Source organism: Stenotrophomonas sp. 220_Sma, assembly GCF_056487375.1.
In genome coordinates, this window is the sequence record NZ_CM151348.1 from 4,483,157 (window position 1) to 4,499,828 (window position 16,672).

General features: G+C 66.6%; 9 protein-coding genes. 4 read left to right on the forward strand and 5 right to left on the reverse strand.

Going from position 1 to position 16,672, the window contains the following annotated elements; translation table 11 throughout:
- Positions 1 to 152: 152 nt before the first annotated feature.
- From ACZLIB_RS20910 to ACZLIB_RS20930, 5 genes are all read right to left on the reverse strand, one after another.
- Positions 153 to 2,375 (reverse strand): NADP-dependent isocitrate dehydrogenase, encoded by a 2,223-nt coding sequence (locus tag ACZLIB_RS20910; protein WP_478468618.1) that lies wholly within the window; start codon positions 2,373 to 2,375, stop codon positions 153 to 155.
- 363 nt (positions 2,376 to 2,738) lie between these two features.
- Positions 2,739 to 3,248 carry a hypothetical protein gene (locus ACZLIB_RS20915; RefSeq protein WP_197610989.1) on the reverse strand — a complete coding sequence of 170 codons (510 nt, stop codon included), beginning with the start codon at positions 3,246 to 3,248 and terminating at the stop codon, positions 2,739 to 2,741.
- Between the two features lie 45 nt (positions 3,249 to 3,293).
- Positions 3,294 to 3,587, reverse strand: coding sequence for a LysM peptidoglycan-binding domain-containing protein (locus ACZLIB_RS20920; protein ID WP_049401651.1), 294 nt, complete (start codon positions 3,585 to 3,587; stop codon positions 3,294 to 3,296).
- A 219-nt stretch (positions 3,588 to 3,806) separates the two neighbouring features.
- A complete protein-coding gene (gene queF / locus ACZLIB_RS20925; protein WP_478468619.1) occupies positions 3,807 to 4,625 on the reverse strand; it encodes an NADPH-dependent 7-cyano-7-deazaguanine reductase QueF in 819 nt (272 codons plus the stop codon).
- A gap of 382 nt (positions 4,626 to 5,007) precedes the next feature.
- The gene (locus tag ACZLIB_RS20930; protein WP_071229371.1) at positions 5,008 to 6,327 is read right to left on the reverse strand and encodes a M20 family metallopeptidase; all 1,320 of its coding nucleotides are present in this window, start codon (positions 6,325 to 6,327) and stop codon (positions 5,008 to 5,010) included.
- A 186-nt stretch (positions 6,328 to 6,513) separates the two neighbouring features.
- Here ACZLIB_RS20930 and ACZLIB_RS20935 point away from each other — a divergent pair, with 186 nt between their 5' ends.
- The 4 genes from ACZLIB_RS20935 to ACZLIB_RS20950 all read left to right on the forward strand — a co-directional run bounded on the left by ACZLIB_RS20935 (position 6,514) and on the right by ACZLIB_RS20950 (position 16,612).
- On the forward strand, positions 6,514 to 7,755 hold the full coding sequence (locus tag ACZLIB_RS20935; protein WP_032127184.1) for an efflux RND transporter periplasmic adaptor subunit: 1,242 nt from the start codon (positions 6,514 to 6,516) through the stop codon (positions 7,753 to 7,755).
- Positions 7,756 to 7,829: 74 nt separating this feature from the next.
- Positions 7,830 to 11,063, forward strand: coding sequence for an efflux RND transporter permease subunit (locus ACZLIB_RS20940; RefSeq protein ID WP_478468621.1), 3,234 nt, complete (start codon positions 7,830 to 7,832; stop codon positions 11,061 to 11,063).
- Between the two features lie 31 nt (positions 11,064 to 11,094).
- Positions 11,095 to 14,217 carry an efflux RND transporter permease subunit gene (locus tag ACZLIB_RS20945; protein ID WP_478468623.1) on the forward strand — a complete coding sequence of 1,041 codons (3,123 nt, stop codon included), beginning with the start codon at positions 11,095 to 11,097 and terminating at the stop codon, positions 14,215 to 14,217.
- A gap of 337 nt (positions 14,218 to 14,554) precedes the next feature.
- Complete coding sequence (locus ACZLIB_RS20950) at positions 14,555 to 16,612, forward strand: TonB-dependent siderophore receptor (RefSeq protein WP_164162725.1); 2,058 nt, start codon at positions 14,555 to 14,557, stop codon at positions 16,610 to 16,612.
- Positions 16,613 to 16,672: the final 60 nt, after the last annotated feature.

Genomic DNA, 16,672 nt, shown 5'->3' on the forward strand with positions numbered 1-16,672 from the left:
TGCCCCTTTGACGGCATTCCGACAGCCGACGGAAGTCGCGGTTTCATCGCCTGGGGTCAGATCCCTTTTGCATGGCAAAAGGGATCTGACCCAACAAAAAAGAAACCCGCGCCGAAGCGCGGGTTCCGGTGTCACGGCCGAACGGCAGTGGATCAGCCGCGCAGCTGCTCCAGCGCGGCGTTGAAGGTCGCGCTCGGGCGCATCGCCTTGCTGGCCTTGGCCACGTCCGGGCGGTAGTAGCCGCCGATGTCCACGGCCTTGCGCTGCACCGCGATCAGTTCTTCAACGATCTTCTGCTCGTTGTCGGTCAGCGCCTTGGCCAGCGGCGCGAAGCGTGCCTTCAGTGCAGCATCTTCATTCTGCGCGGCCAGGGCCTGGGCCCAGTACAGCGCGATGTAGAAGTGGCTGCCGCGGTTGTCGATGCCACCCAGCTTGCGCGACGGCGACTTGTCGTTGTCCAGGAACTGGCCGTTGGCTTCGTCCAGCGCCTTGGCCAACACGCGGGCTGCGGCGTTGTCGTAGCGGTTGCCCAGGTGTTCCAGCGACGCTGCCAGGGCCAGGAACTCACCCAGCGAATCCCAACGCAGGTAGTCCTCTTCAACGAACTGCTGCACGTGCTTCGGAGCCGAACCACCAGCACCGGTCTCGAACAGGCCGCCACCGGCCATCAGCGGCACGATCGACAGCATCTTGGCGCTGGTGCCCAGCTCCATGATCGGGAACAGGTCGGTCAGGTAGTCGCGCAGCACGTTGCCGGTCACCGAGATGGTGTCCTCGCCCTTGCGGATGCGGTCCAGCGAGAACGCGGTGGCTTCCACCGGCGGCAGGATGCGGATGTCCAGGCCGTTGGTGTCGTGGTCCTTCAGGTACTGCTCGACCTTGGCGATGACCTGCGCGTCGTGGGCGCGGGCGGCATCCAGCCAGAACACGGCCGGGGTGCTGCTCAGGCGGGCGCGTTCGACGGCCAGCTTGACCCAGTCCTGGATCGGCGCGTCCTTGGTCTGGCACATGCGCCAGATGTCACCGGCCTCCACGGCGTGCTCGAACACCACGGTGCCGGCGTCGTCGGTGACCTTGACCACGCCATCGGCAGCGATCTGGAAAGTCTTGTCGTGCGAGCCGTACTCTTCGGCCTTCTGCGCCATCAGGCCGACGTTCGGCACCGAACCCATGGTGGCCGGATCGAAGGCGCCGTGCGCCTTGCAGTCGTCGATGACGGCCTGGTACACGCCGGCGTAGCAGCGGTCCGGAATGACCGCCTTGGTGTCCTGCAGCTTGCCTTCGGCGTTCCACATCTTGCCGGAGTCGCGGATCATCGCCGGCATCGAGGCGTCGACGATCACGTCGCTCGGCACGTGCAGGTTGGTGATGCCCTTGTCCGAGTTGACCATGGCCACGCCCGGGCGCTGCGCGTACTCGGCAGCCAGGTCGGCTTCGATCGCCGCACGGGTGGCTTCAGGCAGCGACGGCAGGCGCGCAGCCAGGTCACCGATGCCGTTGTTGGCATCGAAACCCGCCTGCTTGAGCACGTCGGCATGCTTGGCCAGCACGTCCTTGTAGAACTCGTTGACCGCCACGCCGAACATGATCGGATCGGAGACCTTCATCATGGTCGCCTTCAGGTGCAGCGAGAACAGCACGCCCTGGGCCTTGGCATCGGCGATCTGCTCGCCGATGAAGGCGGCCAGTGCCTTGCGGCTCATGACGGCGGCGTCGACGATCTCGCCCGCCTTCACTGCGGTCTTTTCCTTCAGCACGACGGTGCTGCCGTCCTTGCCGTGGAAGGTGATCTTCAGTGAACCGGCGTTGGCCAGGGTGGCCGACTTTTCGCTGCCGTAGAAATCACCGGCGGCCATGTGCGCGACGTGCGACTTCGAATCCGACGCCCAGGCGCCCATGCGGTGCGGATGCTTGCGCGCATAGTTCTTCACCGACAGCGGTGCGCGGCGGTCGGAGTTGCCTTCGCGCAGCACCGGGTTCACCGCGCTGCCCTTGACCTTGTCATAGCGCGCCTTGTAGTCGCGCTGCTGGTCGTCAGCCGGGGTTTCCGGGTAATCCGGCAGCGGATAGCCCTGGTCCTGCAGTTCCTTGATGGCCGCCTTCAGCTGCGGCACCGAGGCGGAGATGTTCGGCAGCTTGATGATGTTGGCGTCCGGGGTGGTCGCCAGCTGGCCCAGCTCGGCCAGGTCGTCGCTGACCTTCTGCGCGTCGCTGAGCAGTTCCGGGAACAGCGACAGGATGCGGCCGGACAGCGAGATGTCACGGGTTTCCACCACGATGCCGGCAGTGGCGGTGTAGGCACCAACGATCGGCAGCAGCGACTGGGTGGCCAGGAACGGTGCTTCGTCGGTCAGCGTGTAGAGGATCTTGGACATGGGGGACTTGGACTCTGTAGCAATGCTCAGGGGAAGGCCGGCGCCAGCGCCGGGCCACGTGCAACCGTGTCGCGCGCGGGGCCGGGCCCCACGCTTTCCCCCGTCGCCGTCAGGGTGGGCGCGCGGCGGGGAAACCCCTGCATTGTCGCGTTTTCAGCCGCGCGGGGCAAAGCCACGCCATACGCGGCGGTACTGCATGCCGGCAACGCTGTGATCCATCCACGCTTGGTGTGGATGAAGCGCGGCCCGGTTGTCAGTAGATCCACGCCATGCGTGGATGGGGCCAACCGCCGCTCAATGAAAAAGGACGCAGCCTCGCGGCTGCGTCCATCGTGAGCCCTGCCGGGAGAGAGTCGGCAGGACTTACTTGACCTCGAACTCCTGCGGCGTTCCGGCCGCCTTGCCATCGACGGTGACTTCGGCGCGGTACTTGCCGGCCGGCCAGCCCTTTGCATTCTTGAACGTGACGTTGGTGGTTTCCGCGCCACTGGTGTTCAGGGTGGCGTTCTGTTCGCCGGCCACCTGGCCGTCCTGGTAGGTCAGCTTCGCGCCAACGGTGACGTTGTTGGCAGCGCCGTCGGTCTTGACCGAGACGATGACGTCATCCTTCGGTGCGAACAATGCCGTCGTCGCAACCGACTTGTCGGCGGCGGCGGTCTTGCCGACGGTGACGGCCGAGACGCTGACTGCAGCGGCTTCTGCCATCGGCGGCGGTGCGCCGGTCATCGGCGCCGGGGCCGGCTCAGCCGGCGCGGTCGCTGCCGGAGCGGCATTGCTGTCGGTCGACTCTTCCTTCTTCTTGCAACCGACCAGGGCAACGCTGCCCAGCAGGGCGGCGATCAGGGCGGTCTGGAGCGGGGTGGTCTTGATCATTCGGGGTTCCTCCCAGGGATTGTCGGACGGCGTTCGATCGCCGGCTTACTTCGGCGGCAGTTTCAGGGTCTGGCCCGGGAAGATCTTGTCCGGGTCATCAAGCACATCGCGGTTGGCTTCGAAGATCTTCTTCCAGGCGTTGGCATCGCCCAGGTGCTGCTTGGCGATCTTCGACAGCGAGTCACCCTTCTGCACGGTGTAGGTGCCGCCGCTCACAACGTCGGCGGTGCTGTCCACCGAAGCGCTCACGCCGGAGAAGTCCGCCTTCGGCACCTGTTCGGCGGTACTGTCGACGCTGGCACTGACGCCGGAGAAATCGGCTTTCTTCTCGGTACTCATCCACAACTCCCGTCTGCATGACTACGTGGTTCGCACGGTGCCATGGAGGTTGTTAAATGGGGATGGTGCAGATGTGAAGCCGCCCCCGGGGGCGGCTGAACAATCGGGAGAGCCGGTGCCCGGTAGTGCCGGCCGCTGGCCGGCTTGCCCTGGCTCGGGACGCGGGTTCCTTGCGGTTGCCGGCCAGCGGCCGGCAGTACCCGTAACCGCCTGCGGCGGTTATTGCCGCAGTTCGCGGTAGGTCGCGGCCGGGGCAGCGATGCCGGGGCTGGCGCGCCAGGGATTGATGTCCAGGCCACCACGGCGGGTATAGCGGGCCTCCACTTCCAGCCACTGCGGCTGGCAGCGGGCGGACACTTCGCTGAAGATCCGCTCAACGCACTGCTCGTGGAACTCGGCGTGCTCGCGGTAGCTGACCAGGTAGCGCAGCAGGCCCGCGCGGTCGATCTTCGGCCCACGGTAACGCAGGCTGACCGTTGCCCAGTCCGGCTGGCCGGTGACCGGGCAGTTGGACTTCAGCAGCGACGAGACCAGGGTCTCCTCCACCTCTTCGCTCGCGTTGGCGCCGAGAAAGTCCGCCTGCGGCGGACCGTAGCAGTCGATCTCCACGTCCAGCCCGTCGATGGATTCACCGAGCGGCGTCTCGCGCAGGCCCGGCAGGCCGAACGCGACCTGGACCGGCGCGCCCGCACAGGCCGACAGATCGGTCACCAGGCGTTCGCGCAGTGCCTCGGCGCTGTCGATGCGGGTGCTGTTGAGGGAGTTGAGGTACAGCTTGAACGACTTCGATTCGATCAGCCGCGGCGAGGTGCACGGCACCTGCACGGTGGCGACGGCGACCTGCGGCTTGCCACGCCGGTCGAGCCAGCTCAGCTCGAAGGCATGCCAGCGGTCATGGCCGACGAACGGCAGCGCGGCGTCATCGAGGCCGATCTCGGCGCGGGCACCGCTGCGGGGGATGGGAAACAGCAGGCGGGGATCGTACTGCGACGGGTAACTGACCTCGCGACCGAGGCTGGAATCCTGTGGGGTGTTCATGGGGGTCATTGTATCGCGCGGAGGGCGGGCCTTCGGCCCGGCCGGCCAACGGCGGAGCCCCTCCGTGGTGGTTTTGTTGGTTGGTGGTGGAAGGCGGTCTATCGGCTTGGCCGGGTGGGTAGGCGGGTCGGGGGACGCCGTAAACCCGTCCTTGGGGGCTTGGCCGCGGCATCCATGCCGCGGACACCCCCGCCCCGCCTACCCACCCGGCCCCTGACAGTTCCCTGCACGCGGCCACCACCACGGGAAAGATCAGAAAAATCAAAATCAAAAGCCAATCCTTCAGACATTCCGGATGTCTGCCCGTGTCGACCAAGGTCGACACCCACCAACAGCCGCGTGAACCTGTCGGGGGCGGGGCTGCAAGCCCTGCCGGAAACCCTCAGCCCGCAGGAGTGCCGGCACCGTTCAAGTAATCCAGGCTCACCTGCAGCAGCGCACGCAGGCCCACATCCAGTGCCTTTTCATCCAGCAGGAACTTCGGTGAATGATTCGCCGGTGCCGTCGCCGGGTCGATGCCCACGCTGGTCGAACCGACGAAGAAGAACATCCCCGGCACTTCCTTCGCGTACAGCGAGAAATCCTCCGCACCCATCTGCAGCGGTGGCTCGTACACGTTGTCCTTGCCCACCACTGCCTGCAGGCTCGGCAGCATCTTCGCGGTCAGCGCCGGGTCGTTCACCGTGGCCGGATTGCCCTCCGACTCGTAGATGTCCGTCACCGCCTTGGCACCGTGCGCGGCGGCGGTGTGCTCGGCCACATTGCGCAGGTCGGCGAAGATCTGCTGCCGCATGCCTTCGTCGAAGGTACGGATGGTGCCGACCATTTCCACTTCATCCGGAATGATGTTGTAGCGGATGCCCCCGTTGATCGCGCCGAAGGTCAGCACCGCCGGCTGCTTGGACAGGTTCGCGCGGCGGCTGACGATGGTCTGCGCGGTGCCGACCAAGTCAGCGGTGGCCACGATCGGATCAACACCGTTCCACGGCGCCGAGCCATGCGTCTGGCGACCGATCACCTTGATCCCGAAACGATCCGAGGCGGCCATCAGCGGGCCACCGCGCACCGCGATCTGCCCAGCCTGCACGCTGGAGAACACATGCAGGCCAAACACGGCTTCCGGCTTGAAGTCGGCGAACAGGCCTTCCTTCAGCATCAGGGCAGCACCACCCTCTTCCGGCGGCGGTGCACCCTCTTCGGCCGGCTGGAAGATCAGCATCACCTGGCCCGGCAGATCCTTCTTCATCGACACCAGTGCCTCGGCCACGCCGAGCAGGGTGGCGGTGTGCGCGTCATGGCCGCAGGCATGCATCACGCCCACGGTCTGCCCGCGGTACTGGTCGGTGGCCTTGGAGGCGAACGGCAGGCCGGTCTGTTCGGTCACCGGCAGCGCGTCCATGTCCGCGCGCAGGGCGATCTTCGGCCCGGGCTTGCCGCCTTCGATGATCGCCACCACGCCGTGGTGGGCGATGCCGGTCTTCGGCTTCAGGCCCATCGCACGCAGGCGCTTGGCGACCTCGGCCGAGGTGCGCACCTCACGGTTGGACAGTTCCGGGTGCTGGTGGAAATCGCGCCGCCATTCCACCACCTTGGCCTGCAGCCGCTGGGCGGCAGCGGTCACCTCCGGGCGCTGCCCGTCCTGGGCGTGGGCAAGAGCCGGCAAGGCCAGCAGCAGGGCGGACAGCAGCAACGAACGGCGCATCACGATCTCCACGGCAGGGGGTTCCAGCTGAATGTAGGGCAACACCGCCGCTACGGGAACCTCCGCGGCCGGATCCGGTCTTAGCGCCCGTCCCATCCGTCATGCAGGAAACGTGATGTGGCGCAGGTATGCTTTGCGCATTGCCAACCGGGGCCGTGCCCCGTCCAGCCCTCTTGGAGTCCTTGAATGTCACGTGTTTGGAAGATCGTGCTGCTGGTCGTGGCGGTACTGGTGCTGGCCGTGGTCGGCCTGCGCGTACTCGGCGGGGGCAAGGACAAGGCCGGTGGCCCGGCGGCAGCTGCGCGCCAGGGCGGTGAAGACCCGGATGCCGGCCCGGTGCCGGTGACCGTGGTGGATGCGGCACGCCAGGACGTGCCGGTCTATGCCAGTGCGCTGGGTACGGTGACCGCAATGAACACCGTCACCGTCAGCCCGCAGGTTGGCGGCCAGCTGATGAGCCTGAATTTCCGCGAAGGCCAGGAAGTGAAGAAGGGCGATGTGCTGGCGGTGATCGACCCGCGCACCGCCCAGGCCAGCTACGACCAGGCGGTGGCATCCAAGCGCCAGAACGAGGCGCTGCTGGCCACCGCGCGTTCCAACTACCAGCGCTCGAACGCGCCGGAGTATCGCCAGTTCGTCGCCAAGACCGATCTGGATACACAGCGAAATCAAGTGGCACAGTACGAAAGCGCTGTCGCGGCGAACGAGGCCAGCATGCGCTCGGCGCAGGTGCAGCTGCAGTACACCAAGGTCACCGCGCCGATCACCGGCATCGCCGGCATCCGCGCGGTCGACGCCGGCAACGTGGTCAACGCCGGCACCGCGCTGGTCACGCTGACCCAGATCCATCCGATCCACGTGCTGTTCAACCTGCCCGAGCGCCAGCTCGGCGATGTGCGCCAGGCGCAGGCCGCCGGTGCGGTACCCGTCGCGGCACTGGACCGCGCCGATTCGCACGTGCTGTCCGGCGACGGCAAGCTTGACGTGGTCGACAACCTGATCAGTGCCGACAGCGGCACGTTCAAGGCGCGCGCGATCTTCGACAACACCGACAACGGCCTGTGGCCGGGCCAGTTCGTCAACGTGCGCATGCAGCTGCGCACGATTGCCGGTGGCGTGGTCATTCCGACCCAGGCGGTGCTGCGTGGCCCGGACGGCGAGTACGTCTATGTGGTGCAGGGCGACAACACGGTGAAGATGCAGACCGTGCGCAGCGGCGTGGAAGTGGGTGACAGCCAGGTGCAGATCGCCGAGGGCCTGAAGGGCGGCGAGCGGGTGGTCAGTGAAGGCCAGTTCCGCTTGAAGCCGGGCAGCAAGGTCACCGCGCTGAAGCCGGGCGAAACCCCGGCGGTGCCGACCGAAGCCGAGCTGAAGGCCGCCGAGCAGAAGAACGGCGGCGGTGGCCGTCGTGGCGGCGGCCCGCGCTGAGCGCAGGCTACCGACCTCCCTCGCGCCGGCAAGCCTGCCGGCGCCGACATTGAAGTGCCAGCAAGGATCAGTCCGTGGGCTTTTCGACGATCTTCATCCGCCGCCCCATCGCCACCTCGCTGCTGATGGCGGGCCTGTTGCTGCTGGGCATCCTCGGTTACCGCAAGCTGCCGGTGTCGGCGCTGCCGGAAATCGATGCGCCCAGCCTGGTGGTCACCACCCAGTACCCCGGCGCCAACGCCACCACCATGGCCTCGCTGGTCACCACACCGCTGGAGCGTCAGTTCGGGCAGATCTCCGGGCTGGAGCTGATGACCTCCGACTCGTCGGCCGGGTTGTCCACGATCATCCTGCAGTTCTCGATGGACCGGAACATCGACATTGCCGCGCAGGACGTGCAGGCGGCGATCCGCCAGGCCACCCTGCCCTCGTCGCTGCCCTACCAGCCGGTCTACAACCGGGTGAATCCGGCCGACGCGGCCATCGTCACCCTGAAACTGACCTCTGACACGCGCCCGCTGCGCGACGTCAACAACTACGCCGACTCGATCCTGGCCCAGCGACTGTCGCAGGTGCAGGGCGTGGGCCTGGTCTCGATCGCCGGCAACGTGCGCCCGGCCGTGCGCATCCAGGTCAATCCGGCGCAGCTGTCGAACATGGGCCTGACCCTGGAACAGCTGCGCAGCGCGCTGACCCAGGCCAACGTCAACGCGCCGAAGGGTTCGCTGAACGGCAAGACCCAGTCCTACAGCATTGGTACCAACGACCAGCTCACCAGTGCCGCCGAGTACCGCGACACCATCATCAGCTACAAGAACGGACGTCCCGTGCGTTTGTCCGACGTGGCCGAAGTGGTTGATGGCGTGGAGAACGACCAGCTGGCCGCCTGGGCCGATGGCAAGCCGGCGGTGCTGCTGGAAGTGCGCCGCCAGCCCGGCGCCAACATCGTGCAGACCGTCGAGCGCATCCGCGCGATCCTGCCGCAGCTGCAAGGCGTGCTGCCAGCCGACGTGCACCTGGAGATCTTCAACGACCGTACCGAGACCATCCGCGCCTCGGTGCATGAGGTGCAGTTCACCCTGATCCTGACCATCGGCCTGGTGGTGGCGGTGATCTTCGTGTTCCTGCGCCGCCTGTGGGCCACGATCATTCCCTCGGTGGCGGTGCCGTTGTCGCTGGCCGGCACCTTCGCGGTGATGGCCTTTGCCGGCATGTCGCTGGACAACCTCTCGCTGATGGCGCTGGTGGTGGCCACCGGCTTCGTGGTCGACGATGCGATCGTGATGATCGAGAACATCGTGCGTTACATCGAGCAGGGCAAGAGTGGCAAGGAAGCGGCCGAAATCGGTGCGCGACAGATCGGCTTCACCGTGCTGTCGCTGACCGTTTCGCTGGTGGCGGTGTTCCTGCCGCTGCTGCTGATGCCCGGCGTCACCGGCCGCCTGTTCCACGAGTTCGCGTGGGTGCTGAGCATCGCCGTCGTGCTGTCGATGCTGATCTCGCTGACGCTGACCCCGATGATGTGCGCCTACCTGCTCAAGCCCGACGCCTTGCCCGAAGGCGAGGACGCACATGAGCGTGCGGCGGCGGCCGGCAAGCAGAATCTGTGGACGCGCACCGTCGGCCTGTACGAGCGCAGCCTGGACTGGGTGCTGGACCACCAGCGCCTGACCCTGGCCGTGGCCGGCGGCGCACTGGTGCTGACCGTGCTGCTGTACGTGCTGATTCCCAAGGGCCTGCTGCCCGAACAGGACACCGGCCTGATCACCGGCGTGGTCCAGGCTGACCAGAACATCGCCTTCCCGCAGATGGAGCAGCGCACCAAGCAGGTGGCCGAAGCGCTGCGCCAGGACCCGGACGTGACCGGCGTGTCAGCCTTCATCGGCGCGGGCAGCATGAACCCCACGCTCAACCAGGGCCAGCTGTCGATCGTGCTGAAGGAACGCGGCGAGCGCGACGGCCTGGACAAGATCCTGCCGCGCCTGCAGAAGGCCGTCGCCGGTATTCCGGGCGTGGCCCTGTACCTGAAGCCGGTCCAGGACGTGACCCTGGATACCCGCGTGGCCGCCACCGAGTACCAGTACTCGCTGTCGGACGTCGATCCGGCGACCGTGGCCACCCAGGCCACACGCCTGACCGAAGCGCTGCGCAAGCGCCCGGAACTGGCCGACGTCGACAACAACCTGTCCAACCAGGGCCGCGCGCTTGAACTGAACATCGACCGCGACAAGGCCAGCGTGCTGGGCGTGCCGATGCAGACCATCGACGACACCCTCTACGATGCGTTCGGCCAGCGCCAGATCTCGACCATCTTCACCGAACTCAACCAGTATCGGGTTGTGCTGGAAGTGGCGCCGGAGTTCCGCACCAGCACCGCGCTGATGGAACAGCTGGCCGTTGCCTCCAATGGTGCCGGTGCACTGACCGGCACCAATGCCACCAGTTTCGGCCAGGTCACCTCGTCGAACTCATCGACGGCTACCGGCATCGGCGCGCAGAACACCGGCATCACCGTCGGCGCCGGCAACATCATCCCGCTGTCGGCACTGGCCGAAGGCAAGGTCAGCAGTGCGCCGCTGGTGGTCAGCCACCAGCAGCAGCTGCCGGCAGTGACGGTCTCGTTCAACGTGGCGCCGGGCTATTCGCTGTCCGAAGCCGTGCGTGCGATCCAGGAGACCAAGGACAGCCTGGACATGCCCACCCACCTGCATGCCGAATTCATCGGCAAGGCCGCCGAATTCACCGGCAGCCAGACCGATGTGGTGTGGCTGCTGCTGGCCTCGCTGGTGGTGATCTACATCGTGCTGGGCGTGCTCTACGAGAGCTACATTCACCCGATCACGATCATCTCCACGCTGCCGCCAGCCGGTGTTGGCGCGCTGCTGGCACTGATGCTGTGCGGGCTGAGCCTGTCGGTGGATGGCATCGTCGGCATCGTGCTGCTGATCGGCATCGTCAAGAAGAACGGCATCATGATGGTGGACTTCGCGATCGAGGCACGCCGCGCCGGCGCCAACGCGCACGAAGCGATCCGCCGCGCCTGCCTGCTGCGTTTCCGCCCGATCATGATGACCACCGCCGCGGCCATGCTCGGCGCGCTGCCGCTGGCGCTGGGTACCGGCATCGGTTCGGAGCTGCGCCGCCCGCTGGGTATCGCCATCGTCGGCGGCCTGCTGCTGTCGCAGCTGGTGACGCTGTACACCACGCCGGTGATCTACCTGTATATGGAGCGCTTCTCCGAGTGGCTGGCACGCCGCCGTGAACAGCGCGCACTGCGCGACGGTTCGCTGCAGGAGCCGCAGGCATGATCCACACCCCGCTGCTGCGGGGGGCCGCACGATGAACCTGTCCGGCCCCTTCATCCGCCGCCCGATCGGTACCGCGCTGCTGGCCATCGGCCTGTTCATGGTCGGCCTGATCTGCTACCTGCGGCTGGGCGTGTCGGCACTGCCGAACATCGAGATCCCGGTGATCTTCGTGCACGCCAGCCAGTCCGGCGCGGACGCAGCGACCATGGCCTCCACGGTCACCGCGCCGCTGGAACGCCATCTCGGCCAGCTGCCGGGCATCGACCGCATGCGCTCGTCGAGCTCGGAAGGCAGCTCGCTGGTGTTCATGATCTTCCAGAGCGGCCACAACATCGATTCGGCGGCACTGGACGTACAGACCGCGATCAACTCGGCACAGGCCGACCTGCCCTCGGGCATGGGCTCGCCGATGTACCAGAAGGCGAACCCGAACGACGACCCGGTGATCGCCATCGCGTTGACCTCGCAGACGCAGTCGGCCGACGAGCTGTACAACGTCGCCGACTCGCTGCTGGCGCAGCGCATCCGCCAGATCAGCGGCGTCGCCTCGGTCGATATCGCCGGTGCGTCGACGCCAGCGGTGCGCGTGGACGTCAACCTGCGCCTGATGAACGCGCTGGGCCTGACCGCCGATGACCTGCGCAACGCCGTGCGCGCGGCCAACGTGACCTCGCCCACCGGCTTCCTCAGCGATGGCAACACCACCACTGCGATCATCGCCAACGACTCGGTCGCGCGTGCCGCTGACTTCGCCGACCTGGTGGTCAAGACCCAGGGCGATGGTCGGGTGATCCGCCTGAAGGACATCGCCAATGTCTACGACGGCCAGCAGGACGCCTACCAGGCGGCGTGGTTCGACCACAAACCGGCGGTGGTGATGTACGTGTTCACCCGCGCCGGCGCCAACATCGTGGAGACCGTGGACCGGGTCAAGGCGCAGATTCCGACCCTGCGTGACTACCTGCAGCCGGGCACCACGATGACGCCGTACTTCGACCGTACGCCGACCATCCGTTCGTCGCTGCATGAAGTGCAGATCACCCTGCTGATCAGCCTGGCGATGGTGGTGCTGACCATGGCGCTGTTCCTGCGCCGGCTGGCACCGACGCTGATCGCCGCGGTGACCGTGCCGCTGTCGCTGGCCGGTGCCGCGCTGGTGATGTACGTGATGGGCTTCACCCTGAACAACCTGAGCCTGCTGGCGCTGGTGATCGCGATCGGCTTCGTGGTCGACGATGCGATCGTGGTGATCGAGAACATCATGCGTCACCTCGACGAGGGCATGCCGCGCATGCAGGCGGCGCTGACCGGCGCCCGCGAGATCGGCTTCACCATCGTCTCGATCACCGCCTCGCTGGTGGCGGTGTTCATCCCGCTGCTGTTCGCCAGCGGCATGATGGGTGCGTTCTTCCGCGAATTCACCGTCACCCTGGTCGCGGCCATCGTGGTCTCGATGATCGTCTCGCTGACGCTGACCCCGGCGCTGTGCAGCCGCTTCCTCAGTGCGCACGACCACAGCGCGCCGCCGTCGCGCTTCGGTCGCTGGCTGGATGCAGGCCACGAGCGCATGCTGCGCATCTACACCGTGTTCCTGGATTTCTCGCTGCGCCATGCGCTGCTGCTGTCGCTGACGCCGCTGCTGCTGATCGGTGCCACCGTCTTCCTGTTCGGTGCGGTGAAGAAGGGTGCGTTCCCGCCGCAGGACACCGGCCTGATCTGGGGCCGCGCCAACTCCAGCGCCACCGTATCCTTCGAGGACATGGTCGCCCGCCAGCGCCGCATCACCGACATGCTGATGGCCGACCCGGTAGTGAAGACCGTGGGCGTGCGCCTGGGCAGCGGCCGCCAGGGCTCCAGCGCGCAGTTCAACATCGAGCTGAAGTCGCGCAGCGACGGCCGCCGCGAAACCACTGCGCATGCGCTGGCGCGGTTGAGCGCCAAGGCCGACCGTTACCCGGACCTGCAGCTGCGCCTGCGCGCGATCCAGGACCTGCCCAGCAACGATGGCGGTGGTTCCAGCCAGGGCGCGCAGTACCGCATTTCCCTGCAGGGCAACGACCTGGCCGCACTGCAGGAATGGCTGCCAAAGCTGCAGGCGGAGCTGAAGAAGAACCCGAAGCTGCGCGACGTCGGCACCGATGTGGACAATGCCGGGCTGCGCCAGAACATCGAGATCGACCGTGCCAAGGCCGCCCGCCTGGGTGTTTCGGTCGGCGCCATCGACGGCGCCCTGTACGGTGCGTTCGGCCAGCGCCAGATCTCGACCATCTATTCGGACATCAACCAGTACAGCGTGGTGGTCAACGCCCTGCCCTCGCAGACCGCTACGCCGGCGGCGCTGGACGAGGTGCATGTGCGTGCGCGCAACGGCGACATGGTGCCGCTCACGGCGGTGGCCAAGCAGGTGCCGGGGCTGGCGCCTTCGCAGATCACCCATGAGAACCAGTACACGACGATGGACCTCAGCTACAACCTGGCGCCGAACGTGAGCATGGGTGAGGCCAAGGCGATCATCGACGCGACCGTGGCCGGCATGCGCATGCCCGGCGACATCCGCCTGGCTGATGACGCCGGCTTCGGCTTCAACTCCGACCCCAGCGACATGCTGATCCTGGTGTTTGCCGCGATCCTGACCGTGTACCTGGTGCTGGGCATGCTGTACGAGAGCCTGATCCACCCGGTCACCATCCTGTCCACGCTGCCGGCGGCGGGCGTGGGTGCGCTGCTGGCGTTGTTCGGCACCAATACCGAACTGTCGGTGATCTCGATGATCGCGCTGGTGCTGCTGATCGGCATCGTCAAGAAGAACGCGATCATGATGATCGACTTCGCGCTGGTGGCGCAGCGCGAACATGGGCTGGCACCGCGCGAAGCGGCACGCGAGGCCAGCATCGTGCGCTTCCGCCCGATCATGATGACCACGATGGTGGCGATCCTGGCTGCTGTGCCGCTGGCGATCGGCCTCGGCGAAGGGTCCGAGCTGCGTCGTCCGCTGGGTATCGCGATGATCGGCGGCCTGCTGTTCTCGCAGAGCCTGACCCTGCTCAGCACGCCGGCGCTGTACGTGATCTTCTCCTGCCTGGCCGAGCGCTGGCGCGCACGTCGCGCACGCAGGCGCGAAGCGAAGCTGCTCAAGCGCGCGCAACGGGCGTAGAAGGGCCCATCCACGCAGGGCGTGGATCTACTGGTAGCGCCGGCCGCTGGCCGGCGTTCTCCGTACAGCCAATCTGCCAGCCAGCGGCCGGCACTACCGTGGGAGCGGATGGTGGGTACGAACCGTGGGCACGGATGGTGGGTGCGGACCGTTGGTCCGCATACCTCCGGGTTTGACGCACGGTAACGAAAAGAGAACAATTCTCATCCAGCCATGGTCCTGCGCCCCTTCGCGGCGCCCCGCTGCCATCTCCGGCCAGCCTGCGTGATCCCAGCCACTGCCCCTTCCCCCACCCGTGGGCGGATGGCCTGTGGCCGTCCGTCGAGGACCACCATCGATGCTGCCTTCCCGTTCTCCCCGCCTGGCCCTGCTGGCCATCGCCCTGTCAGCCGCCTGCGCTGCCCATGCCGAAGCGCCGGCCGGCAGCCGTAACGCCACCGATCTGGATGCGGTGAAGGTCACCGCCGAACGCACCCATACCGACGCTGGCGCACTGGGCGACCGCGCCCTGCGCGACACTCCGTTCGCGATCACCGCTGTTGGCCGCGAGCAGATCGAGCAGCGCCAGGTGGTCTCGCTGGGCGAAGCCTTCCTGCTCGACCCTTCGGTCAGCACCCAGGTCAGCGCCTATGCCAGTGGCTGGAGCTCGCCCATCCGCAACCGCGGTCTGGAGCTGAACTACGACAGCTACCGGGTCAATGGCCTGCAGGTCTCTTCCTGGGGCACCGAATGGCCGCTGGAAGTGATGGAACAGGTCGATCTGCTGAAAGGCCCGGGCGGATTCCTGTATGGCTTCGGCACCCCCGGTGGCATCGTCAATTACATCACCAAGAAGCCGACGGACACGCCCACCTTCTCCGCCCAGCTGGGCTGGCGCGAACAGGGCATCGTCAGCGGCGGCATCGACGTTGGCGGCCGCTTCGGCAACGAGCAGATGTTCGGCTACCGCTTCAACGCCTTCCAGGAAACAGGCGAGACCTTCAATGGCGGACACGTCGATCGCAAGGTGGGCGCACTGTCGCTGGACGCGCGCCTGAGCGATGCGCTCACCTGGACCTTCGACGGAGTGTTCCAGTCGCGCGACCTGCGCGAGGAATCACCGCAGTACTACTTCCGTGGCCTGACCTCGTTGCCGCGGCCGATCGCCGGAGATACCGACAACAGCGTGCCCGGCACCTACTACGACACACGCTCCAGCCTGCTGTCGACCGGCTTGAACTGGCAGATCAACAGCGACTGGAAAGCCAGCCTGAGTTACGGCGTCACCACCTCGTGGAATGACGTCAACAAGATCTTCGCCTACATCGACGATCTCAACGGCGACTACGACGTCAACGTCTACGAACTGGGTGGCAAGAGCGAGTGGAAGCTGGCCCAGGCGATGCTGCAGGGCAGCTTCCGCACCGGCCCCCTTCAGCATCAGGTGGTGGCGGGCATCAGCCACCAGACCGGACTGGGGTGGGACCGCCCCTACGAGTGGAACCTGATTGGCCGCGCCAACCTGTACCAGCGCCATGCCATCCGCCACGACGCCGTTGGTTCGCGGGTGATGACCCGCGGCGACGAGACGGTGCAGCAGGCGGTGTTCGCAAGCGATACGGTGAACCTCGGCAGCGGCTGGTCGGTGCTGGCGGGCTGGCGCTACAACGACTTCGAAACCAAGGGGCGGTACCACACCTACCCGGTCACCCCGACCTACGCCGTGATGTTCAAGCCCAGCGAGGCGGTCACCCTCTACGCCAGCTACATCGAGTCGCTCGAAGCGGGCAGCCGCGTAGGCAACAGCTACATCAACGCCGGTGACGTGCTCGATCCCACCATCAGCAAGCAGTACGAGATCGGGGCCAAGGTCGAAGCGGCGCGTTGGAATGCGAACGTGGCCGCGTTCCGGCTGGAACGTGGTGCCAACATCGATGAGCTCACGCCGGCCGGCAAGCGCCTGGTGCAGGACGGCATCACGCTGTACGAAGGCATTGAAGCCAGTGCCGACCTGCACCTCAACGATGCACTGACCGTCGGCGGCGGCGTGACCTGGCTGGATCCGACCTACGACAAGCTGTCCCCGGGCAGTGCCGCACAGGAAGGCAACCGCACCGCCGGTGCTGCGCGCTGGAGCGGCGTACTGCACGCCACCTACCAACTGCCGTGGGTAGACGGCTTGGAAACCTATGCCGCCGTGCGCTATTACGGCGATGTCTGGTACGACGCCGACAACACCCTGAAGCTGCCTGACTACACGCTGGTGAATGCAGGCATCGGCTATCGCCTGCTGGCGTCCGGCCATCCGGTGACTCTGCGTGCCAGCGTCGAGAACCTGGCCAACCGGAAGTACTGGTCCAACGCCGGCGCCGGCCTGCCGCGCACGTTCGCGGTGAGCGTGCGCTGGGAGATGTAAGGTGCCGGTCCCCGCCGTCCATGCGGACGACGGGCCCGCACATGGACGGTGGGTGCGGAC

What these genes read in the sequence shown, in the direction of transcription:
- ACZLIB_RS20910 (WP_478468618.1), bottom strand. Translation starts at nt 2,375, where the DNA reads ATGTCCAAGATCCTCTACACGCTGACCGACGAAGCACCGTTCCTGGCC.
- ACZLIB_RS20915 (WP_197610989.1), bottom strand. Translation starts at nt 3,248, where the DNA reads ATGATCAAGACCACCCCGCTCCAGACCGCCCTGATCGCCGCCCTGCTG.
- ACZLIB_RS20920 (WP_049401651.1), bottom strand. Translation starts at nt 3,587, where the DNA reads ATGAGTACCGAGAAGAAAGCCGATTTCTCCGGCGTCAGTGCCAGCGTC.
- queF (WP_478468619.1), bottom strand. Translation starts at nt 4,625, where the DNA reads ATGAACACCCCACAGGATTCCAGCCTCGGTCGCGAGGTCAGTTACCCG.
- ACZLIB_RS20930 (WP_071229371.1), bottom strand. Translation starts at nt 6,327, where the DNA reads ATGCGCCGTTCGTTGCTGCTGTCCGCCCTGCTGCTGGCCTTGCCGGCT.
- ACZLIB_RS20935 (WP_032127184.1), top strand. Translation starts at nt 6,514, where the DNA reads ATGTCACGTGTTTGGAAGATCGTGCTGCTGGTCGTGGCGGTACTGGTG.
- ACZLIB_RS20945 (WP_478468623.1), top strand. Translation starts at nt 11,095, where the DNA reads ATGAACCTGTCCGGCCCCTTCATCCGCCGCCCGATCGGTACCGCGCTG.
- ACZLIB_RS20950 (WP_164162725.1), top strand. Translation starts at nt 14,555, where the DNA reads ATGCTGCCTTCCCGTTCTCCCCGCCTGGCCCTGCTGGCCATCGCCCTG.